Annotated in this window: 23 protein-coding genes; 3 read left to right on the top strand and 20 right to left on the bottom strand. The window is 56.6% G+C overall.

The genetic code is table 11. The features are described from left to right. Positions 1 to 181 precede the first annotated feature (181 nt). The gene (locus AB3175_RS06310) at positions 182 to 367 is read left to right on the top strand and encodes a DUF2080 family transposase-associated protein (RefSeq protein ID WP_367360096.1); all 186 of its coding nucleotides are present in this window, start codon (positions 182 to 184) and stop codon (positions 365 to 367) included. A gap of 8 nt (positions 368 to 375) precedes the next feature. Then, positions 376 to 819, top strand: coding sequence for a GNAT family N-acetyltransferase (locus tag AB3175_RS06305; RefSeq protein ID WP_367360095.1), 444 nt, complete (start codon positions 376 to 378; stop codon positions 817 to 819). 136 nt (positions 820 to 955) lie between these two features. Here AB3175_RS06305 and rnfB read toward each other — a convergent pair whose 3' ends face one another. The 18 genes from rnfB to AB3175_RS06215 form a co-directional block, all read right to left on the bottom strand. Beyond that, a complete protein-coding gene (gene rnfB / locus AB3175_RS06300; protein ID WP_257395006.1) occupies positions 956 to 1,816 on the bottom strand; it encodes an RnfABCDGE type electron transport complex subunit B in 861 nt (286 codons plus the stop codon). A 28-nt stretch (positions 1,817 to 1,844) separates the two neighbouring features. Then, a complete protein-coding gene (locus tag AB3175_RS06295) occupies positions 1,845 to 2,813 on the bottom strand; it encodes an electron transport complex protein RnfA (protein ID WP_367360094.1) in 969 nt (322 codons plus the stop codon). Next, a complete protein-coding gene (gene rsxE, locus AB3175_RS06290; protein ID WP_367360093.1) occupies positions 2,810 to 3,433 on the bottom strand; it encodes an electron transport complex subunit RsxE in 624 nt (207 codons plus the stop codon). Before rsxE ends, AB3175_RS06295 begins: the two co-directional genes overlap by 4 nt. 17 nt (positions 3,434 to 3,450) lie before the next feature. Continuing rightward, on the bottom strand, positions 3,451 to 4,353 hold the full coding sequence (locus AB3175_RS06285; protein ID WP_367360092.1) for an FMN-binding protein: 903 nt from the start codon (positions 4,351 to 4,353) through the stop codon (positions 3,451 to 3,453). Then, entirely contained in the window at positions 4,350 to 5,402 is a 1,053-nt protein-coding gene (locus AB3175_RS06280) for an RnfABCDGE type electron transport complex subunit D (protein ID WP_367360091.1), read from the bottom strand. Before AB3175_RS06280 ends, AB3175_RS06285 begins: the two co-directional genes overlap by 4 nt. Positions 5,403 to 5,428: 26 nt before the next feature. Beyond that, positions 5,429 to 6,751: an electron transport complex subunit RsxC gene (gene rsxC / locus AB3175_RS06275; RefSeq protein WP_367360090.1), complete on the bottom strand. Its 1,323-nt coding sequence runs from the start codon at positions 6,749 to 6,751 to the stop codon at positions 5,429 to 5,431. 302 nt (positions 6,752 to 7,053) lie between these two features. Then, positions 7,054 to 7,977 carry a radical SAM protein gene (locus tag AB3175_RS06270; protein WP_367360089.1) on the bottom strand — a complete coding sequence of 308 codons (924 nt, stop codon included), beginning with the start codon at positions 7,975 to 7,977 and terminating at the stop codon, positions 7,054 to 7,056. 164 nt (positions 7,978 to 8,141) lie between these two features. After that, the gene (locus AB3175_RS06265) at positions 8,142 to 8,909 is read right to left on the bottom strand and encodes an ABC transporter permease (RefSeq protein ID WP_367360088.1); all 768 of its coding nucleotides are present in this window, start codon (positions 8,907 to 8,909) and stop codon (positions 8,142 to 8,144) included. Further along, a complete protein-coding gene (locus AB3175_RS06260) occupies positions 8,906 to 9,691 on the bottom strand; it encodes an ABC transporter ATP-binding protein (protein ID WP_367360087.1) in 786 nt (261 codons plus the stop codon). The genes AB3175_RS06265 and AB3175_RS06260 overlap by 4 nt, the downstream gene beginning before the upstream one ends. Continuing rightward, a complete protein-coding gene (locus AB3175_RS06255; RefSeq protein ID WP_367360086.1) occupies positions 9,688 to 10,698 on the bottom strand; it encodes an FAD:protein FMN transferase in 1,011 nt (336 codons plus the stop codon). Before AB3175_RS06255 ends, AB3175_RS06260 begins: the two co-directional genes overlap by 4 nt. 138 nt (positions 10,699 to 10,836) lie before the next feature. Beyond that, entirely contained in the window at positions 10,837 to 11,355 is a 519-nt protein-coding gene (locus tag AB3175_RS06250; protein WP_367360085.1) for a SoxR reducing system RseC family protein, read from the bottom strand. A gap of 175 nt (positions 11,356 to 11,530) precedes the next feature. Further along, positions 11,531 to 12,007, bottom strand: a complete 477-nt coding sequence (locus AB3175_RS06245; RefSeq protein WP_367360084.1) for a universal stress protein — start codon at positions 12,005 to 12,007, stop codon at positions 11,531 to 11,533. Positions 12,008 to 12,032: 25 nt separating this feature from the next. After that, positions 12,033 to 12,857: a formate dehydrogenase accessory sulfurtransferase FdhD gene (fdhD, locus tag AB3175_RS06240; RefSeq protein ID WP_367360144.1), complete on the bottom strand. Its 825-nt coding sequence runs from the start codon at positions 12,855 to 12,857 to the stop codon at positions 12,033 to 12,035. A 2-nt stretch (positions 12,858 to 12,859) separates the two neighbouring features. Next, entirely contained in the window at positions 12,860 to 13,561 is a 702-nt protein-coding gene (locus AB3175_RS06235) for a formate dehydrogenase accessory sulfurtransferase FdhD (protein WP_367360083.1), read from the bottom strand. Positions 13,562 to 13,777: 216 nt separating this feature from the next. Continuing rightward, positions 13,778 to 14,662, bottom strand: a complete 885-nt coding sequence (menA, locus tag AB3175_RS06230) for a 1,4-dihydroxy-2-naphthoate octaprenyltransferase (protein ID WP_367360082.1) — start codon at positions 14,660 to 14,662, stop codon at positions 13,778 to 13,780. Beyond that, positions 14,659 to 15,510, bottom strand: a complete 852-nt coding sequence (menH, locus tag AB3175_RS06225) for a 2-succinyl-6-hydroxy-2,4-cyclohexadiene-1-carboxylate synthase (protein ID WP_367360081.1) — start codon at positions 15,508 to 15,510, stop codon at positions 14,659 to 14,661. The genes menA and menH overlap by 4 nt, the downstream gene beginning before the upstream one ends. Then, positions 15,507 to 16,970 (bottom strand): AMP-binding protein, encoded by a 1,464-nt coding sequence (locus tag AB3175_RS06220; RefSeq protein WP_367360080.1) that lies wholly within the window; start codon positions 16,968 to 16,970, stop codon positions 15,507 to 15,509. Before AB3175_RS06220 ends, menH begins: the two co-directional genes overlap by 4 nt. Then, on the bottom strand, positions 16,967 to 18,094 hold the full coding sequence (locus tag AB3175_RS06215) for an enolase C-terminal domain-like protein (RefSeq protein ID WP_367360079.1): 1,128 nt from the start codon (positions 18,092 to 18,094) through the stop codon (positions 16,967 to 16,969). The genes AB3175_RS06220 and AB3175_RS06215 overlap by 4 nt, the downstream gene beginning before the upstream one ends. A 346-nt stretch (positions 18,095 to 18,440) precedes the next feature. Between AB3175_RS06215 and AB3175_RS06210 the strand changes: the two genes are divergently transcribed. Then, complete coding sequence (locus AB3175_RS06210) at positions 18,441 to 18,779, top strand: hypothetical protein (protein ID WP_367360078.1); 339 nt, start codon at positions 18,441 to 18,443, stop codon at positions 18,777 to 18,779. Positions 18,780 to 18,857: 78 nt separating this feature from the next. On the opposite strand, the gene AB3175_RS06205 is transcribed toward AB3175_RS06210, so the two are convergent. Both AB3175_RS06205 and AB3175_RS06200 read right to left on the bottom strand, forming a co-directional pair. Further along, positions 18,858 to 19,322: an LEA type 2 family protein gene (locus AB3175_RS06205; protein WP_367360077.1), complete on the bottom strand. Its 465-nt coding sequence runs from the start codon at positions 19,320 to 19,322 to the stop codon at positions 18,858 to 18,860. Between the two features lie 219 nt (positions 19,323 to 19,541). Then, positions 19,542 to 21,314, bottom strand: a complete 1,773-nt coding sequence (locus AB3175_RS06200) for a flavocytochrome c (RefSeq protein ID WP_367360076.1) — start codon at positions 21,312 to 21,314, stop codon at positions 19,542 to 19,544. Positions 21,315 to 21,506: the final 192 nt, after the last annotated feature.

Genomic DNA, 21,506 nt, shown 5'->3' with positions numbered 1-21,506 from the left:
GAAAGATATTTCTTGACAAAAGTAAAGTTACATCATAGCTAAACCATAGAATAATTTAAAATATGGCAGGAAAAAAAGTCAGGAAATAAGGATTATGGGAACAAGGGAATCAGAAAAAAAGAGCTCTTTGTCGAAGCCTCCATTGTCCAGAAAGCCTTCTGAGAAATCAGATGAGAGAATAATGGAAGCGACCTCAACAAAAAGCGCGGATCAGCAGGCGGACAAAAGCATCTTTGAAAAAGTCAAATTTGAAGTCTATGGAGAAGAAATGATTTCCAAGGAGGTCAAGCAAAGCGGCAACAGCGGCCGGGTGTACCTGCCTCCGGATTGGATTGGAAAGCATTTAAAAATTATACGGATCGATTGAGTTGCATTATGGCAGATGATATAGAGATAAAAGAAATAGATTTAACATATGCGCCTGAGATTACAGAGATTCATCGTGCTATCATGAAAGGCAATATTACCGATTCCTGGATGCAGAGTATTGAACTCCATCTTCGGAAGCAGGACGTTGTCGGTTACGTGGCCATAAAAGACGGCCGCGTGACGGGATTTATCATCGGTGAAATTAAAGGACCGAGTTTTGGACTGGAAAAGAGCGGATGGATCATTGCCCTTGAATCCCACCCGAATCACATGGGTGGCGGGATCGGCAAGGCCCTTGTGGAAAGCATCTTTAAATATTTCAAGCAGAAGGGAGTGCGGGAGATTTATACCGCACTGAGATGGGATGCGGTGGACATGGTGTCCTTCTTCATATCTGTAGGGTTTGACCGCTCCGAGTTCATCAATCTGGGAAAGCATCTCGATGATTAACTGAAGTCCAGGCTCGGATCAGGCAACGCTGCAAAACAACAAGCAGCGTAAGAGAAGAGACAAAAAGAGGGTGCGGAACCGAAAAGGTCCGCACCCTCTTTTTGTCTGTCTATTATAAAGTTGCTATGAAATGTCCTCAGGCCGCTTCAAGCTCTCCCGCCTTTTTAAATTCCTTCCGGAAGGGCCGGAATATGTTGCGGGGACACTTTGCAACGCAGGCTTCCTGGCAGTCCGGTCCGTAGGCCAGACACTTGTCATGATCAATGTGGACCACATCGTTTTCAATACTGACCGCTCCCGCCGGACACGCCTTGACACACATTTTGCACGTGATGCAGCCGACCTTGCAGATGTTCCTCACCGTCTTTCCAGGATCCTTTGTGCTGCAGGGAACCCAGACGCGAGCCTTCAGGGGCATCAGCTCAATAACCTTCTTGGGACAGGCGCGTACACAGGATCCGCAGCCGACACACTTTTCCACATCGACAACGGGAAACTGCTGCTCCATGGTAATGGCGCCAAAGGGGCAGGAAGCGGCACAGTCGCCCAATCCGATGCAGGCGTATGCGCAGTCCTGCGGACCACCAAAGGCGATACTTGCACCTGCGCAGGTATCGAAACCAAGATAGGAATACTTCTGTTTGACCTGCCCTTCGATACGGGAACATCGGATCTGGGCAACCACATTTTCGACACCGCCGACCGTTTTTCCCGCAATTTCGGCAACTGCCGCAGCCACTTCCGCCTTGCCGGGAAAGCAGAGATTCGGTGGAACGTCAGGGTCGTGGACAACCGCTTCGGCATATGCTTCGCAACCTGCAAAGCCGCAGCCGCCTCATTGAGCCCCCGCCAGAACTTCCAGGACCTCTTCTACCTTGGGATCGCCCTCCACGGCGAACTTCTGAGCGGCCAGCGCCAGGCCGATGCCGAACAACAGACCGATGCAGCCGAGGAACGCGATGCCTCCAATTGCCAATTTAATCAATACAGGATCCATGACATACCTCAATTCATTTCAGTTAATTTTAAAAAATCGCCATTCCGGAAAAGCCCATGAAGGCCAGGGCAAAGAGCCCTGTAGCCACAAAAGCGATGGGCAATCCACGGTAGGTGGGAGGCACGTTTGCCAACTCCAGGCGCTCCCTGGATGATGCCATGAGAAAGAGTGCAAGAAGGAATCCGCCGCCTGCACCCAGGGCCAGCATGAAGCTTTCAGCGGCGTTGTACTCGGCACTCGCCAGAGTCAGGGGAACGGCGATAATAACGCAGTTGGCGATGACCAGCACGAGGTACACACCGAAGGCCTTGAAAAGGGCCGGGTTGACCTTGCGGAGGATGGTATCGACGGCCTGCACGGTCAGCGAGACGAGGCCGATAAAGGTAACAACCTGCAGAAAGTCGAGCCGATAGGGTTTCAGAACGAACTGGTAGAGGAACCATGAGATCATGGCGCTGATGACGATGACGATGGTAAAGGTGACCCCCATTCCAACCGCCGTACTCTTTTTCCTGGATGTTCCGATAAAGACGCAAAGCCCAAGATACTTGGTGAATACGTAATTGTTGATCAGCATTGCACCGATGAGAATGGAAAAGAGGTAGCCGAAATAGGACTTCTTGACGTCCAGAAACGAGGCGCCCATGTCTTTCCCCTCGGATGGAATGCTTGCCATACTGACCGTGTGCGCCAGTTTCAGATCAAGATCTTCCCCGAATTTCAAGAAGACGGTCTTCTTGTCCGGGCCCACATCCACCTGCCTCACCGGCAGGAGAACATCGGGGTTATTCTTCTGAAAAACCTTGAAATTGGCGGGATCCGAGACCCATGACGCATCGGGCGCCCCGGCGAATTCGATCATGATGGAGCGGGCGTCCTTGAATCCACCCTTCTTGATGAAGGGATTATCAATTTTCTCACATCCGGCAAGAAGGAACAGCAGGGCAAGAACCAACCAGACCGGCCGAAAAGCGGATCGTTTTATCGAAGCGTTCATGACTTACTCTCCTTCCGGCGATTGTAAACAACTTCCACATAGTTGAACATCGCCATCATGATACCCACGCAGAAAAACCCCGCCGCAGGAAGAACAAAGAACAGCAGCGGCTTGAATCCCAGAACATCGTAGCCAAGGAGCATGCCCGAACCGAGAAGCTCGCGGACAAAACCGATGGTGACCATGCCGAACATGAAGCCGAAACCCATGCCGATGCCGTCCCACCAAGAGGCGGAGACGCTGTTTTTGCAGGCAAACATCTCAAGGCGCATGGTGATGATCGCGAAAGCCACGATCAGTTTTACGAAGAGACCGACCTGCTTATAGGCATCAGGAACATAGGCAGCAAGGACCAGGTCGATCACCGTGACCCAAGTGGCGATGGTCAAGGTGTAGGTGGGGATTCGAATCCGGGGGTGTATGAAGTTTTTTATGGCAGCAATCGTGCAGCTGGAAAAGACTTGCACGAAGAGGACTGCCGTGCCGAGCAATAATCCGTTCTTGATGGAGGTCGTCAATCCGACGGCCGGGCACATGGAAAGGGCCAGGCGGAAAATCGGATTTTCCAGAAATATCCCATCAAGGACAAGCTGACTGTTGGTTTTTTTCGTGGCGGCCAAGACTATCCTCCTTTATATCAAATCAAAGCTGGTATTTTCTGGTCGGCAATCACATCGTTCAGGACCTGGATCCTGTAGGCGAAACGCTTGACCATGTTCTTGACACCATCAGTTACAGACCGGCTGGAAATCGTTGAACCCGTCAGGGCGTAAATGTCCTTTTCACCATACTGTTTGATAATGGCATCCGCTTTATCCTTGTCCATCTTATCCGGCGCATTCAGATAGGCGCGATACTCATCGGGCAGAGGCTCCTTGATGACATCGAGAGATTTCAGACGTTCAAAGGATTTATTACGAAATTGGTTTTTGAAATAATTCTGGGAAATTTCAGCACCCAGACCGGGGTCTTCCTCGTGCTCCATGATTTCCAGGCCGCGGATGGCGAAATCTGGATTCAAAGACAAAATGACGTTGATAAATGTCTTGAATCCGCCGAACTTGCCGGGGAGCAGATAGGCTAAGCGCTGATCTCCGAGGCGGGCTACGACGGTCCGGTCCTGGTAGGAAATGCCCTGCTCCGTTTTCAGAGCCTCCTTCATAGCGGTCGCACGCTCCGCGTCTTCAGCCGCCGCATCCGGGGAGATATTCATGGGCACACGCTGCATCAGCTTCCCCTCCAGGTTCAGCTTGAGCAGTTCATAGGACTCCTTGCCCGACTCGGTGACGGGAACCATGTAGCCCAGGTAGGTCGTTCCCTTTTCTTCAATGATGTAGCGATAGAGGGAATAAAGCTTCAATTCCTTGGGGGCGGGGTTCAAATCGCTGTAGCCGAGCAGGCTCAACATCGTTGTCTGAACATTGACGTGTTCATTGTGCTTCTTTGCCTTGTCTGTGAAGATGAACGCTGTTCCCATCACCAGGGCAGCCATGAGACAAGAAAGGGTCAAGCGAAATGTTATTTTTACAAATTCGTTCATTTTGTCGCACCTTTCGCTGGAGCAAAACGCTTGGGTTGAAACCATGAATCCAATGCCGGCGTGAGGGTATTCATGAGCAGAATCGCATAGCAGACACCCTCCGGATAGCCGCCTTTGAGGCGGATCAGAACCGTAATGGCGCCGACCCCGAATCCGAAAGCAAGCTGGGCGTATTTCTGGGTGGGTGAGGTGACGTAATCCGTAGCCATGAAAATGGCGCCAAGGAACACGCCGCCGGTAAGAACGGCCAGAATGGGATCGCCGTTGAAGTAGCCTTCACCGCCGAAAATCCAGGTCAACACACCGATGGTTGCAATAACGGAAACCGGAATGTGCCAAGAGATGTATTTTTTGAAGATCAGCACCAGCCCTCCAAGGAGGAGGAGCAGATTGGAGACTTCACCGATGCAGCCGGGCCGCACACCAAGAAAGAAATCCTTGTACATGGTGGAAACAGCGCCGTATTTATCGATGAGGGCCGCCAAGCCGTAATGCTTCAGCACATAAAGAGGGGTAGCTGTGGAGACCGCATCGACCCCGGGCTGCATGTATTTGAAGATGGAGAAGTCGTTCATGGGCATGATCCAGGCCGACGTCATGGCCACAGGGAACGTGGCCACCAGGAAGGCGCGCCCGATCAGTGCCGGATTAAAAATGTTGAAGCCCAGCCCCCCGAACAGATGTTTGGTGATGTAGATCGTAAAAACCGCGCCCAGGATCGGCATCCAGTAGGGCACTCCAGGGGGTATTATGTAGGCTAGAAGCAGACCCGTCAACACGGCGCTCCCATCCTTGATGGTGATGGAGCGGTGAAGAAGCTTCTGGGAAACCGCCTCGGCGATAACGCAACTGAAAACGCTGACCAGGGTGATGATCAGGGTCTGAAATCCGAAGATGAAAACGGATAAAAGAAGGGGAGGCAACAAACAGGCATTCACGGTCCACATGATCTTGGCCGTGGATTCGCGGCTCTTGACATGCGGAGAAATGGAGACCGTGCATGCAGGTAACGGATGTTCTGAAATTTGAGTATCTTTTACTTGCTCCACGATGGCTTTGCTCCTTATCTTTTAGACTATCTTTTTGCCTTTTGCTTGGCCAGGCGGATGAACTGGACCAGCGGTCTCTTGGCAGGACAGACAAAGGCGCAGGAACCGCACTCAAAACAGTCGAAGACTCCAAAAGGCGCCGTGTCCGCAGCCCGTCCGGCCTCAACATAAAGGCCGATCTCGTTCGGCGACAATCCCATGGGGCAGGCCTCTACACACCATCCGCAGCGGATGCAGGGCCCATGGGGCTGATCATCGATCTCTTCTTTGGTCAGGAAGAGGACTCCCGAAACCGTCTTTGTCACAGGAATGTCCAAAGTTGATACGGCGAATCCCATCATGGGGCCTCCCATGACGATCTTTGCCAGATCCGGCTTCGTACCGCCAAGATATTGAACGATGTCCCGAATGCGCGTACCGACCCGAACCTGGAGGTTGGCCGGTCTCGAAATGCCCCTGCCGGAAATGGTAATGACCTTTTCATAGAGCGGCTTATTGAGAACAACAGCGTCATAAACAGCCTTCGTTGTGCCGATGTTCTGAACAATCACGCCGACGTCGAAAGGCAATCCGCCACCCGGGACTTTGCGTCCGGTCACACTTTCAATCAACTGTTTTTCAGATCCCTGGGGATATTTAACCTGGAGTGCGTCAATCGAGATCTTCGCGCCGTCGAGCTTCTGCGCTTCAGCGGCCTTCCGCAGGACATCGATGGCGTCGCTTTTGTTGGCTTCAACACCGATATGCCCTTCCGAGATCCCCAACACGCGAAGGAGAATCTGGGCCCCCACGATGACCTCTTCAGGCTTTTCCAGCATGACCCGATGGTCCGTGGTCAGGTAAGGCTCGCATTCGGCGCCGTTCAGGATCAGTTTGTCGACCTTGGTGCCCGGAGGCGGAGCCAGCTTGACATGGGCCGGGAATCCGGCGCCGCCGATGCCGACAATGCCGGCATCCTTTATTTTCGAAAGCAGCTCCTGCGGGCTCAGAGATTTCCAATCCGAAGGCGTATAGGTTTTATCCGGCGCTTCGAGATCCCTGGAAATGGTCACCGAGGGGACATTGAGGGAGACCGGCCCGATGGATGTGCCGATATCCGTGATGGTTCCGGTGACGCTGGCATGCACATTGGCTCCCAGTCCGCCCGTAACCTGGCCGATGAGATCGCCTTCCTCAACACGGTCCTTTTTCTTGACCAGAGGCTGGCATGGGGCGCCAAAATGCTGAAGGAGCGGAATTTCGAACTCCTCGGGCAGAGGCATCTTCTCAATAGCCAATCTTTCGGTAATTTCTTTGGATTCTGGAGGATGAACCCCACCTTTGGCAAAAGTCAATAATGACGTGCTCATAGTAGACAGTCCGTTGATAAAATTAAAATTTATTATGCAAGCCGAAAAACTCTTGAGATCTAACGCGCCTCCCTAAATGAAAGAGGAAAAGGTCAGAAAAGCTTTCAACAACCAGACTTGCCACCCGAATACGATCTTGCATTACCCATCGGTGAACTGCTTGAGAATTCTCTGAAAACATCAGCATCTCACCGACATTCAGCCTCCTAGGATAGCGTCGATGTGGATATTATGTAATCATGGCTTTGTCAAGAAATATTTTGTCGGCAACAGGAGGGAACATCGGGAGTCTCCGTGCATGGTTAAGCTTGAAAGGGGTCGGTCCGTGAAAAATCGGGCAGGTATTCCTGTTGACTTCCGCACTCCTGAACGAAGGCATTTTCCAGGCCGAGTTCCAGGGCGCAGTCGATGATCGATTCGTACTCCTCTTCGGAAAGAGTCCTGTTGATCCGTGGATAGTCTCCTGCCCGGAATTGCGGGGAATACTGGGACATGATGCTGACGGGAAGATCCCGGGAAAAGCCGGCCAGAAAACGGAGGCAGGAACGGCTGTTTTCAAGATGGCCGGGCAGAACGAGATGGCGGACCAGCAGACCCCGCCGGGCTGAGCCGGCCTCATCGAGCACGAGGGGGCCGACCTGGGCGAACATCTCCCCGAGGACGCCGGGGACGATCCGGGCATAATCGCCGGCGGCGGAAAGCCCCCTGGCCGCATCCTCGTCGAGATACTTCAGATCGGGCAGAAAGATATTGATGAGCCCCCGGATCTCACGGAGCGCGGCAACGGAATCGTAGCCGTTGGAGTTGTAGACGATGGGAAGGGTGAGCCCCCTGTTCCGGGCGATTGAAATTGCATCCGCCAGGGGGAAGATGAGGTGGGACGGAGAGACGAGGTTGATGTTGTGTGCCCCGGCTTTTTCAAGGCGCTGCATTTCGTCGGCGAGTTCCCGTGGGGAAAGGGTTCGCACGCTCCCCCTTTGAAACTCCTGGCTGATCTGATGATTCTGGCAGAAGACGCAGCGGAGATTGCATCCGGCGAAAAAGATGGTGCCCGATCCACGGGAACCGGAGATAGGGGGCTCCTCTCCGAAGTGCAATCCGATATGGGCAACGGGAATGCCGGAACCGGTCCGGCAGAAGCCGGTCTCCCCCCTGAGGCGGTTGACACCGCATTCACGCGGGCAGCACCGGCAGCAGGCCATTTCTTCGCTGAAGGATCGTCTCATCAACCTATTCCAATGCCATATCAAAGCGCCATTTTAGCATACTGCGTTGCCGGCTCCCCGACGTATGCCCCGATGCGCCTTCGTCGCCCCATTTCCGCCGCTCTGCCGCCATGTTCGATCCGGAAGCGGAGTTCATCCCTCTTTCGGGATCGATGATCCCTGCTTCAAGGATAATATTGCCTGCGCTGCGCAAAGAGGTAGAGCGCGGACAGGAAAATGACGTTGGTAAACAGGACGATGGTCAGGATGTCAAGCACGGGATCTCCATCCAGCCCCAGAAGAATAACGCGCAGGAGATCCACCGCATAGCTGAAGGGATTGAGATAAATCAGAATCTTCAGCCAGTCCGGGATGTTGGACAGGGGATGAAGGGCGCCGCTGAGGAAAAAGACCGGCATGACAACGAAGTTGTTGACTGCGCCGAAGCCTTCAAGGGTGCGGATCCGCGCGGCGAGCAGCACGCCGACGGCGGTTACCGCCATGGCGATGAAAAAGATGGCCAGCAGGGTCTGGGCCAACTGCAGAAATCCGAGGGAGATGCCCAGGAGCGGATAGACCGCCAGAACGAGAACTCCCTGGCAGCCCGCGATGATGGTGCCGCTGAGGACCTTCCCGAGAATGATCGACCAGCGGGGTATCGGAGCGATGGTGATCTCCTTGAGAAAACCGAATTCGCGGTCCCAGACGATCGTGGCCCCGGACATCACCCCGGAAAAAAGGACGTTCATGGCGATGATGCCGGGAAAGATGTACTGCTGCCAGTTGATCCCGACGAGCGGCAGGGCGATGAACCCGAATTTGAGTCCGGTCCCGAGAAAAAAAAGCCAGAGGATAGGCCGGACAACGGCCCCGATGAGCGGCATCTTCTGGCGCGTCATCCGGATAAGATCGCGCTTCATGATGTAGTAACTGTCTTTCAGGCCGCTGGTCATTTGATTCTCCGAACGCGCAGGGCCGCCTTCAGCCGCTCCAGTTCACCGGTTTCCGAATCCTGAAGGTCCCGTCCGGTCAGGTGGAGAAAGAGGTCGTCCAGGGTCTTCTGCCCGTGGATTTCTTTTAAGCGGGCCGGGGTATCGCAGGCGATGACGGCCCCGTGATCTAGGATGGCGATCCGATCGCAGATTTCCGCCTCCTCGAGGTAGTGGGTTGTGAGAAGGATGGTGAGGGGGTAATCCTGGCGGAGGCTGGCGATATAGTCCCAGATGCGGCGGCGGGCCTGGGTATCGAGGCCGACGGTCGCCTCGTCCAGAAGCAGGAGCTGCGGCTGGTGCAGGATGCTCCGGGCGATTTCCAGGCGGCGTTTCATTCCGCCGGAGAAGGTGATCACCCGATCGTTGCTGCGGTCGGCCAGGCCCACCATGGCCAGGAGAGCGGTGATGCGTTGAGAGGCTTCCCGGGGGGGTACGTGATAGAACATGGCGTGAAAGTACAGGTTTTCATAAGCGGTCAGACGCTCGTCCAGGCTCGAATCCTGAAAGATCACGCCGATGGAACTTCGGATCTTCGCCGCTTCGGTTGCCAGCGGCCAGCCGTTTATCGTCACGGAGCCGCTGTCCGGCTGCAGCAGGGTCACGAGGATGTTGATCAGCGTCGATTTTCCTGCGCCGTTGGGACCGAGCAGGCCGAAGCACTCGCCCGGCGAGACGGAAAAAGAGAGGTTCTTGAGGGCGGGATAACCATGAAAGGAATGGGAAACGCGCTCCACGGAAATCATGACGGCCTCAGCAATTGAAACCCCGGGGTCTTGTGCAGCTTTCCCTGGCTGTCGATCAGGATGGCCTTGAGGTTTTCCTGTTTTAAAAAGGCCATGCTCCAGTCGATGTTGTTCAAGAAGAGGGCTTTGGTGACGATGTCGGCCGTTGCTGCATTGTCCGTAATCACGGTCACCAGGGCCATGGTTCCCTTGGCCGGCCAGCCGGTGCGGGGGTCGATGATGTGGGAGTAGCGGTGACTGTCCTTGATGAAAAAGCGCCGGTTGTCGGCGGATGTGCCCATGGCCTCACCGGAGCGCAGGACAATCACCCCAACCAGCTTTCCGGCCGATCGCGGGTTTTCCACACCGATTCGCCAGCCGCGGCCGCCTGGGCCGTCTCCGATCACCTTGATGCTGCTGCCGGCATTGATCATGGCGTTCGTGATGCCGTTCTTCATGAGAATCCTGGCGGCCTCTTCAACGGCGTACCCCTTGGCGATGCCGCCTACGGTCAAGGACATTCCAGGCTTCGCCAATCGGATCTGCCGCTTTCCCGGGAAGAACAGCATCTTGTCACTGCCGACCCTGGGCAGGGCGGCCTTGATGGCGTCAGGTTCGGGAAAATTGCCCTCTCCGTCGTAGCCGAAACCCCACAGTTCCAAAAGAGGATTAACCGTTACATCGAAGGCCCCGTTGGTCTTCCGCCAGTATTCGGCGGCCAGGGAGAGGATCTCCCACGTATCGCTGCTGACGTTAAGAGGGGGGCCTCCGGCTGAGGCGGCCAGACGGCTCAGGTCGGACCATTCTTCCCTGCCGACGGCGTCCTCGATCTGCTGCATGCGCGTAAAGGCCGCCGTGATCGCCGCTTCGGCACCCCGGTCGCAGGCCGTAATCTCGATGATGGTCCCCATCATCAAACGGGAACGGACCAGGGGCTCGTGAGCAATCCGGTTCCAGGCCATCCAGAAAAAGCCGAACATGGATCCGGAGAGAAGGAGCATCAGGATCGCTTTATGACTTTTTTTCATCGTCTTGTATTTCTGACCGTTTTCTCAATATGTTAAGGGGCGGGGCTCTGTCTCCTGTAGGCGCTGTCCTGTCCATGGGGCTCTTCGGCATCATGACGGGGAAATTCTGGGAGGCTTCGGGAGGAATGGAAGGAGTTGTTATAACATGGAAGCGCAACGGTCACAGCCAACCTGGCAGCCTGACGGCCCCTTTCCCTCTGCGCCGGACCGGGCTGCAAAAATGGCGGCAACCTCATCCCTGGTTTTGATAATGGAATCGATGACCGGCATATTCTCATCGGACCAGCGCCGATAGAACCAGATCCCCAGCAGGAAGCCCAGGAGCGCTCCTGCAGGAACGAAGATCGCCAGATTGCCGCTTTCCATCGAGGCACCCAGAATCCCGCCGGCCATCGAACCGGCACAGGGGAACCCGACCAGCACCATCACATTCTTGACGACGGATGAGCGCTTTCGGGAAACAGACACCCAGTCGCCGGGGGAGGCGCCTGCCAGGTTCAATGCCTCGGTCCGGACGATGGAGTTCTCCGTTGCGCAGTGGCATACGCGACCTGCAATTTCGCTGGCATGGGGAATGTCGGGCCTGTCCGGCCGGATGACAATCTCCGCCCTGCCGTTGGGAAGAAGGCCCGTTACCGTGGCCCCATACTGTGCCATATCGTTACATCACATCCATTGCTTGAAGCAGAAGTATTCGGAGAGGAGCATAGGAAAAGCACCCTTTCCTGTCAATGAAAAAAAAGTAACCGCCGGATATGGGAGCGGGAATGAAGTGCGGCGCCCCCGGCTCCTGTCCTGATCTCATGCCGGGGGGCGCCGGATGTTCCTTCCGTCAGTCTACGACAATGATCGACAGATTTTCCGCATGCTGGATGATCTTGTTGGAAACGCTGCCAAAGGCGTACTTCTTGTTGTCCGCCATTCCCCGTCTGCCGATAATGACGGCGTCGTAGTTTTCCCTGGCGGCCTCGATGAGAATGTCACCGGCAATATCGCCTTCCTGACTGCGAAGTTCAACGCAGATATGCTCGGCGGGAAACCCGGCCCTGACCAGCTTATTTTTGGCTTCATCCAGGAATCCCTGGGCGGCCGCTCTCTTGGCTTCCTCGATCACGCAGAAGTCCTTGAGGCCCTCCTCCAACAGGGGATGCAGCTCCGTAGGCCCTTTCAGTTCACAGGCTGCCGCCGGATCCGCCACAACGCTCATCAGGGTGATCTGGGCCGAGGGATTGATGGTGCCCGCCACGAAATCGATCGCTTTCAGGGAACTGTTTGACTTGTCCAGTGCCACCAGAAATTTCTTTGCCATTATCCTTCTCCTTTCGTCTGATTTGTTAAAGCACCCTTTCTGCGCCGGTATAAATCTTCATTTCCGCTTTCTCGGCAATGTTGCTGTCCCCCATGTCCTTGATCATTCTGGAACCTGCGGCCCGGGCGGAGCCGATGACGGTCATTCCGCACTGCTCGCCGATCTCCCGCCCCCTGTCTGTGACAGCGGTCTTGGTGGCGACCAGTGGGATGCCGGCGCGGGCGATTTTGATGACCATTTCGGAGGCCATGCGCCCGGTGGAAACCATGAAGGTGCGGGTGCAGTCGATCCCGTTCAGGAGTGCATAGCCGATGATCTTGTCCAGTGTGTTGTGCCTGCCGATGTCCTCCATGAGGCACAGGAGATTGCCCCGGGTGTCGAAAAGGGCGGCGGAATGAGCGCCTCCCGTTTGCTCATAAAGCGCGGCCTTTTCAAACAGGAGGGTCATGGCCTGGAAGATGTGCTGCCTGTCGATTTTAACATCCGACGTGAGGCAGGGAAGGACGGATGTCTCAAAATAGGCTGTTCGGCCGCCGCCGGAGACGATGCGGTAGGTGGTTTTTTCTTTCCTGCCCTTGAGCGCATCCGCATCAGCCAGAACCGCGTAGGCCCCTTTTTCCTTAATTTCCAGCGACACGATTTCCACGGCACTCTCGATAAAGCTCTGTCCGAAGAGGTACCCGGCGACGAATTCCCTTTCCATCAGGGGCGTCACCGACGCTGTTGCGAGAAGTTCGCCGTTGACGATGATCGGAAGCTCTTTTTCAATGATGAGAAGAGCCTCGGCAGGCACAAAGGACCCTTCCTCCAGCCTCTGGACGTTAAACCGCTTCAATCCCGGCGCCGTCATTGTCACAGGATCCTCCAGGAATGAGAGTACACGACCATGGAATTCCGTTTTACCATGCCCACCAGGGTGATCCCCGCCTTTTCCGCCAATTCCACGCCCAGGGACGTGGGGACGCCCTTGGTTGCGATGATGGGAATGCCTGCGCTCAGGCACTTCAGGATCATTTCCGCCGGTTGGCGGCCCGTGGAAGTGGCCACGACGTCAGCGAAATCGACATCCTTCAGCAGGCCGGCTCCAATGACCTTGTCCAGGGCGTTGTGGCGGCCCAGATCTTCAGCAATGCAGACCGATTCCCTGCCCTCACGGAACAGCCCCGCACAATGGACGGCCCCTGTCTCCTCGAAAATCGGCGAGGTCAGGATGGCCTGGACGCAGCGGCGGACATCCTCGTGCTGCACCTTCAGTCCCGAGGTGAGCGCGGCGGGGAGGGCGCGCTGTTCTAGGCCGGGCCTGAGTTTAACGCGGACGGTTTGATCTTCGATCTCGATCGAGGAAATGTCTCCTGCATGTCGAATTCGCCCCTGGATGTACAGGTGGCCGATGACAAACTCCTTTTCAAGGGCGCCCAGAATCATGGCGGTGGCGAAGTGCCGTCCATCCACAAGCACGGTCAGCGCCGTCTCCCGGATGATTCTCTCGCTGGTGGCGACGACCTCTCCGTCAGCCCGGATGCAGGAAACTTCCTGGAGTATTTTGCTGTCCATAGAACACCATAAAGGGTTTTGCGAAACCGCTGAGGGCAGTATCGCTCGTACGGCTGTTTATTGAGGAGCGGGTTCCACAATCCATTCCGCTAAAGACTATCTGATTTGCATCCTTAACGCAATCATTTTAGACCACGGCATCGGCCCCGCCGTTGCCGTCCCTCGGACATCTCTTCCGGGGGGTCCGCCTCGCCGTTGGGGCGGGCGAGACCGGTCCTAAAACAGGGCGGCAATGAGGATCAGACCGTTGATGAAATAAAAGATGCGGATATATTTTCCATGAAAATCCAATTCCACCCAATTGCGGATCGAGACGACAAGTCTCCAGACCTTGATCAGAAGGGGCAACGTCAAGAGCGTACACCAGGCGATCGGGGAAAAGTAGCCGGCCAGGGTCAGGGCGGCGACGCTGGCATAGATCGACGTCCAGAAGACGGCCAGGATGGTCCGGGCGCCTCTTTTCCCGAGGCGGACCGCCAGGGTGCGCTTGCCCGCGGCCTCGTCCGTTTCCATGTCGGGCAGGCTCTGGTAATACAGGATCAGAGCCACCATCAGTCCGATGGGAAGTGAAACGGGCAGGGCGGACCAGTCAACGCGACCCAGGAGGACCCAGTTGGAACCCATGACCATGACCGGACCCATGTTGATGGCGACGAACAGTTCGCCAAGACCGTGGTAGCCGTACCTGACGGGGGGCGCCACGTAAAAGAGGCTGCTGAAAAAGGCCAGGGCCATCAGGGGAAGAATTGCCCACAGTTTCAGGGTCCAGACGAGATAGAAACCGATGAGCGCAGCGACGGTATAAAGAAGGATGATGGCTTTCCCCAGCTCCGTTAACGTGATCTTGCCCTCCTGGAGAACGCGGGAGCCGCCGATGGATTCCCCGGCATCGGTTCCCTGCATGTGATCGAAATAATCATTGGAAATATTCGTTGCAAAGTGCACCAGAAAAGATGCCACGAGGACCAGGGCAAAAGGGAGCACTTCGAACGAGTCCTGGCGATGCGCCAGGACTGCCCCGGCGGTCAGCGGAATGAGGGTGGCGACGAAGAACGGCGGTCGGCTTGCCTGAACCCACGCCTTTAATGTTTCTCGATTCACCTTTCAGCTCCTTTGTCTGCGCCCCGGGGGACGGCGGTCTGCTCCGCCTTGAGAATCCGCTCCAGGGCCCGGAGGATCTTTTCCGGGAACTGGGCGTGGATGTTGTGAGAAGCGTTATGAAAGACCGTCACGTTCATCCCGGGGATCTTCTCCTTGATCGTTCTGGCTGTTCCGCAATAGGCTTCATCCCTCTCCCCGCAGAAATAGAACAGGGGAAAGCGCAACCCCGCCAATCGCTCCGCAAAGAAGGGGTGGCTCCCGACGCTGAGAATCTTCAGGGATTGGCGGAGTTCCGCGACGTTGTTGTCCCGCCTCGTCCGTAGAATCTCCTGCAGGGCGGATGTACCCGCAAGGGTGCGAAACAGGGGCAGACGATACCACCCTTCCAGAAATGCCGCAAGATCCTTCTCCGTCCGCACATCGGCCAGCAGGTCCTGATCCTGGAGGTATCGCCGTCGTCTCTCTTCCGGATCGGCAATGCCGAAAGAGGCCGATTCAAGGACGATCCGCTCGATCCGATCCGGAGCCAGAAGGGCGACATTCTGAGCAAGCCGCCCTCCCATGGAATATCCGTAGAGGCTGAAGCGGCTCACCCCCAGGGCATCCAGATTCTGCAGGACCAGATGGGCGGCGTCTTCCATCGTCTGCAGGGCCCTGAGGGAGTCGCTTCTGCCAAAGAGGGAATTCCCATGCCCGGGAAGATCGAAGGTCAGGCAGCGGCAGATCCCGGCAAGAGGCTGTGCGATGGCTTGCAGCGAGTGGCGGCTTCCCATGAATCCGTGCAGAAAGACAACGGTGCGGAGATTCCGGTGGCCGAATTCTCCGTAATGCAGAGACAACGCCTTCATCGGCCGCCTGCCGGCCCCGGGCCGGCCATTTCTTCGGCCAGCTTCGCCAGGGCTTCCCGGCTGTATTTCATTTTTCCCTCCCTGTTTTGCGGTTCCAGCCGGAGGATCCGCTTCGGAACCTTGTAGCCGGGCAGCCGCTTCTTCAGGGCGGCAAGAAGCCAGCCTGCATCGAACAAACCTGAACATTCGACGAAAGCCCAGGGGACCAGCCCGAACTCCCGATCGGGGACCGGCACGGCGATGGCCGTTGAGATGGAATCCAGCGCCAGCAGGGCATTTTCAATCTCAAATGGGGAGATGTTCTCGCCTCCGGAGATGAAAATCCCATCCTTCCGCCCCAGCACCACCAGATTGCCTGCGGGGTCCAGATAGCCGAGGTCTGCCGTCCGAAAGATTCCTTCTCCTTCGGCGGGTGGTGTCGGGGGATCGTCGAGATATCTTCGGAAAAGCGTCTTTCCCCCCAGCAGGATGGTCCCGTCCTTCGCAATCCGGATTTCCCGATAGGGAAGCGGCTTCCCGGCGGTGAAATAGGAGCTCCTGTCCGAACCTTTCGCCACACCTGTGGCCTGGGTGCATGATTCCGTGGACCCGTAGGTCGGCATCACGGGAATGCCCAGATCCAGAGCCTTTTCAATCAGCCATGCCGGAATCGGCGCGCCGCCCAGCTGGATGGCCTTGGCCTTTTGAAGGGCGGCGACGGTGTCTTCTGAGGACAGGCAGCGGATGAGCTGAGTCGGCACCAGGGACAGGACGGAGGGGCGGTGGATCCGGATCGCGGCATCGATTCCTTTCATCGATTCCGGCAGGATGCAGGCGCTTCCTGCCAGGAGAGTGCGGATCCAGATCAGGATGCCGCCGACATGGAAAAGGGGCAGGCTGATAAGCCAGCGGTCCTCCGGCTCCATCCCGATGAAGATGTCCGTTCCCAGGGCGCTGTAAATGTAATTGCCCACGGTATGAATAATTCCACGGGGTTTTCCCGTCGATCCCGATGTGAAGATGACGCTGGCCTCCTGCCGGAACGGGATCGCCGGCCATGGACGGCCTTCCCTCCAGAGATCCGCATCGGAGGGCGGGCTCTGAAGCAGTATGCCGGGGTGAAGAATGGGCACGTCGGCGGAAGGCGGCACATCCCCGGCTGTAATGAGAAAATCAAGCGGGGCGGCCTTCAGAAGACTTTCCAGCGGTGCTTTGAAATCCAGGGGAAGATAGAGAAATCCCTCAACCCAGGCCGCGAGCATCAGGAGCAGGTGCAGCTCGCTGTTTTCCCCGTGGAGTGCCGCCAGATGGCCCCGGCGCACCCCGGCCTTCCGGAGGGTGGCGATCACGTCTCCAAGGCTCTTGCTGATGTCACCAAAGGTCCGGACGCCCTCCGGCGTCAGCAGGGCCGGATTCGGCCGGAACTCCTCGAACAGCCGCGCCAGGTCGATGGATTCGTTCTGCAGGAAGACGGGCTTCATAAGACTTTTTCCCCGAGGCAGGACGGGTTGAGCAACGCCCTTCCGAGGAGGAGCCCGGCGGGAATTTCCAGCTTCCCTCCGCTCAGTCCGGGGGACGGCGTCAGAATATCGGCGGCAAGGTAGCGCAATGTATCCAGACCATGGGCTGTCTCCGGCGGAATGCCGGCCAGGCGGGAAAAGACGCCAAGGACGGAGAGGGTGAGGCCGGAATTGAAGGCGGAGCTGAGGATCGTCCGGATGCCGCTGCGCTCCGCATCCTCGACGGCCCGAGCCATGGCATGCAGACCCCTGAGGAGTCCGGGCTTGAGGATGACCGCCCTCACCGCCGGGTCCAGTTCCGATGGACGGGGTTCTTCCGGATCGAGAAGGCCTGCCAGCGATTCATCCAGGGCCAGAGGCCATGGGAGATCGCCTGCCTTTTCCAGCTCCGCTTCCGCAAGGGGCTCTTCGACGTACTCCACGGGAAGATCGCAGAGAGCCTCAAAATAGCGCCGGTATGCCGCCGCCGTCAGGTTCCGGTTGCCGTCAAGGCGCAGGGAGACCCCCGTTCCCATCTCTTCGGCCAGGATGCGGATCTGCCGGATTTCCCCATTTTCCGGGAGCCTGCCTATCTTGATCTTGATTGTCGTTGCACCGCTGTTCTTCAGGTCCCGGATCTGCCGCTCCAGGCCCTCTTCGGCGGGCTCCGGGATGAAAAGGGCGTTGACGGGGATCCTCCAGGTTCCATCCGCAAAGGGGGGAAGGTTGTTCCGGCTCTTCCCGCCACCGGCCTGGAGATAAAGGCCCAGCAGGGCGCTTTCCACACCGAAGAGGGTGTGTTCCGTCCAGGAGGACACCGGGGCGTCGGCCATGCCCAGAAGAGGCTCCGTCAGCAGGAGCGGTCCGCAGGTGACGCAAAGGCTTTTCATGGTCTTCCCTACCGACGGGATATCCTGGAGACATCGTTCCAGCGTCACCGTATCAAAGCCGGCCAGGGGGGCGATCTCCCCATAGCCGCAATGGTTGTTCCCGGCTCTAAGGGCGATCAGGAGCCCGTCCCTGTCATGCAGGACCTTCCGGCCGACCGTCACCGGCCTGGCGAAGGGAAGAGAAAAGCGATAGACTTCTGTGCCGATGATCCTCATCGTGAATGTGCCCCGAAATCCCCCTCTGTGGGAGGAAAGCATGGTAGACGAAGAAACGTCCAAGGTGTCCCCGCGCAGGGATGGATGGAAGCCTTCGTCTTAACAGAAGGTGAGCATAGGGAAAAAGACCGCAGCGTGTCAATGATAAAAGGCGGCCGAGGGGGAGGGGCTTGTGCCCTTCGGCCGCGAAGTTCTGGGCAACCTTTATGTTGAACAGCCATGGGAACTTGAGTATGATGATGAGCAGGTCACGCCGGGGGGAGACAAGGGGCAACGGCCGGGATGACGGGCGATTTGACGCGATGGAAAGAAGTGGCAGGGAAGAGGCATGCCGGAGGGTGGGCAGATGAATTACAAGTTCAAGAGAATCAAAGTCCATGGACTCCTCGTCGTGGAAACGGAAGAAGGCTATGACCAGCGGAGCGTCGATGTCATTCCATTGGAGGTTGACGCGAATCTGGAATCGGATGCAAGGACGATTCAGCCCGGCGAAACGGTCATCGGCCTGATTCAGAACCCGAAGATCTTCCATGTCTATGCCGAGATGGAAGACGGGACGTGGCTCGACCTGGGATACGACTGCATCGAGGACGAATATGAACGGGACTGGGACAAAGTCGTAGAGGAAGCCATCGCGGAATACCAGAGGGAGCAGGCACAGGGCGGTCATGATACGTCGGGGTAATCGATGAACCCCATCCTAATTAAGGGTGCTCCCCCGGTTCAACCGGGGCATGGACCTGCAGGAAAAGCCCCTCTTCTTCTACTTGAATTCGCCCGTTTCGTTGAAGGGGATGCGGAAAAAAGGCGCCCCCGAATAAAGGGATCCTTTCAGCCGGTACTTCAATCCCGAATCGAATCCCCCTTTCCCCAGCTCCGAAAGCTGCCGCAGGATGCTGGTGAGCCCGGTATAAGCCTCGATTTTGACGGTCTTCGTGCTCAGGCGCTCCACGGTAAGGCTCTGATTTGAAACCCCCTTGGCAAAGGGCTGGCCGTTGATCTCCAGATCGAAAACAACCCCGGTGATGTTCAAGTCCCTCTCCGTGGTATTGAGAATCCGAAGCTCCATCAAAAACGTCTGCTCCATAAGGCGCATCTCCTTGGGAGCAATACTGACGATATCGATGCGTGGCTTTTCCCCCCTCCAGAAAACCGGGGCGCATCCGGAAACCGCAGCCGCGAAGAGCACCATCCACAGCGCATACGGCCAAATGACGTTTCTTCTCATTGCCTCTGCCTTCTTTCCGGCGATGCCGCCAGATGAACATGATGGATTCCAGTGGTGAAATCCCTGAGAAAAAGCTTTTTGATCCGGAGCGGCACCGGATCCCCGGGGCTGTCTCGTGATCATTCCTGATTATGAAAGAGTTTTGGGGGCATAACACGTATGAGCCATCCGGAAATACATGTTATGTCCCCCGAAAAGATGAGATCGATTTGTCCGTCATCACTGTTTTGCAAATTTTGCGGCGCTTTCACCGACGATTCTTCCAAAAACGATGGTCTGCGTGATGGAATTTCCGCCCAGGCGGTTTGCGCCATGAACACCGCCTGTCCCCTCGCCGGCGGCAAACAGTCCGGGAATGGGCTTGCCGTCCTTAGCCATCACCTGGGCGTTTGCGTCCACCTTCAGGCCGCCCATGGTGTAATGCACACCGGGCATGATTTCAATGGCATAGAATCGCGGAGTTTTGATCGACCGGGGCATGTCAGGCCTCTTGAACGCGGCATCGCTCTTTTCGTCAACGGCCTTATTGTAGGCGCTGAGGGTCGCCTCAAGTTCTGCTGCAGGCACTTTGATCTTTGCTGCCAGGTCGGCTATGGTCGTCCCGGCGGTGACCAGATTCAGATGAAAGTAGCCTTCGATCTGCCTGAGGCTTTTTCGGATCCCTTCGTCAAAGACGAGGAACGCCGACTTGCCGGTCTGGGCGAGAATGGCGGCGGAGGCGGCATCGCGGGTCGTCATTTCGTTTACAAACCGCCTGCCGTCGCGGTTCACGAGAATGGCACCGTTGCCGCGCACCGCTTCAGTAATCAGGATGCGGCTGCCTGCGGCAACCGTGGGATGTATCTGTATCTGCTTCATATCGACCAGATCCCCACCTGCCGCATCACCGAGTTGTATCCCGTCGCCCGTCGCGCCCGGTTGATTGGAGGTGGTCATCCCTTTGAACGTCGGCTGGTAATAGGCCACTCGTTCGGGATTGGCGGAAAATCCCCCGGCGGCAATGATGACCGCCTTGGCCGAAATCTTGTAGAGTTTGCTGTGCTTGCCTTCCACCAGCACGCCGGTCACGCGTCCCTTGCCGTCCTCCAGAATCTTGATCGCCCGGCTGTTGACCCGGATATCGATCTTGCGGTCTTCCGCATTTTTCTTCAGGGCCTGGGTGATGTTCGCGCCGACGGCGGCTCCCCCGCTGGGCCTGTGGGCCCTGGCGGCGCTTGCCCCGCCCAATCGCCCCACATCGCTCAGATCGGCTCCGAGAGAGGTGAGCCAATCAACGGCGGCGGCGGAATCCTTTGCCAGAATTTTGACCAGACCGGGATCACTGGTGTTCTTTCCGCCTTTCATCGTGTCTTCGTACATGAGATCCACGGAATCCTTGATGCCTTTCTCCTTCTGAATCCTTGTTTCCGAGGCGTTCATTCCGCCCGCGGCAAGCTGGCTGTTCCCGCCGGTAATGGGCATTTTTTCCAGGAGAATGACTTTCGCCCCTCTGTCGTGGGCGGTGATGGCCGCGGCAAAGCCCGTTGCCCCTGCCCCGATGATCACGATATCCGTCTTGTCCGTTCGAAGGTTCGCCGGGATCTCTTTCACAACGGGCAGAGTGGTCGAAGGCACACGGGCGGCGACTTTGCCGAAGGGTATGTTCATGTCGAAATGATGGCAGCCGAGACAGTACGACATGGAATCGGCATGCCCGGCATGGCAGACCGTGCAGTTCATGTTGCCGAGATGCGATTTGTGCGCGTTGACCGCTTCTTCCGACTTTTCAGCCACCTTGGCGAGCGACCCGTGGCACTTGACGCAGGCGGAGTTGACAAGTGTTTCGTTGTCATCAACCTCCATGGTGTCGCCATGACAGGCGGTGCAATTCAATCCCTTGTCCTTGTGGGCATCGGCAAGATAGGGCCCATTTGCTGAAGCCCAGAGCAGCACCGATGCGAAGACGGCAATGACCGCAAAGAGCATTGACGCCATCCATTTTCCTGATTTCATGGGAAACCTCCTCATATCGGGGAAACATAAAAACGGTTGTGGGTTTGAATACGCTTCCTGAACCCTGGGGCTTGATCCTGCAAGTCCGCAACAAAAAGATTATAGGTGCAAAAAGATGCCGTGTCAATCGGCGCTGATATCGCCAGGGTGCATTGACGAGAGAAGAGTTGTCACGACATGTTCCGGCGGCTT

Source organism: Syntrophus sp. (in: bacteria) (genome assembly GCF_040768185.1).
In the GTDB taxonomy this organism is placed as follows: Bacteria; Desulfobacterota; Syntrophia; order Syntrophales; family Syntrophaceae; genus Syntrophus; species Syntrophus buswellii.
The sequence above is the reverse complement of the archived record's forward strand: the minus strand, read 5'-3'. Positions and strand labels throughout refer to the sequence as shown.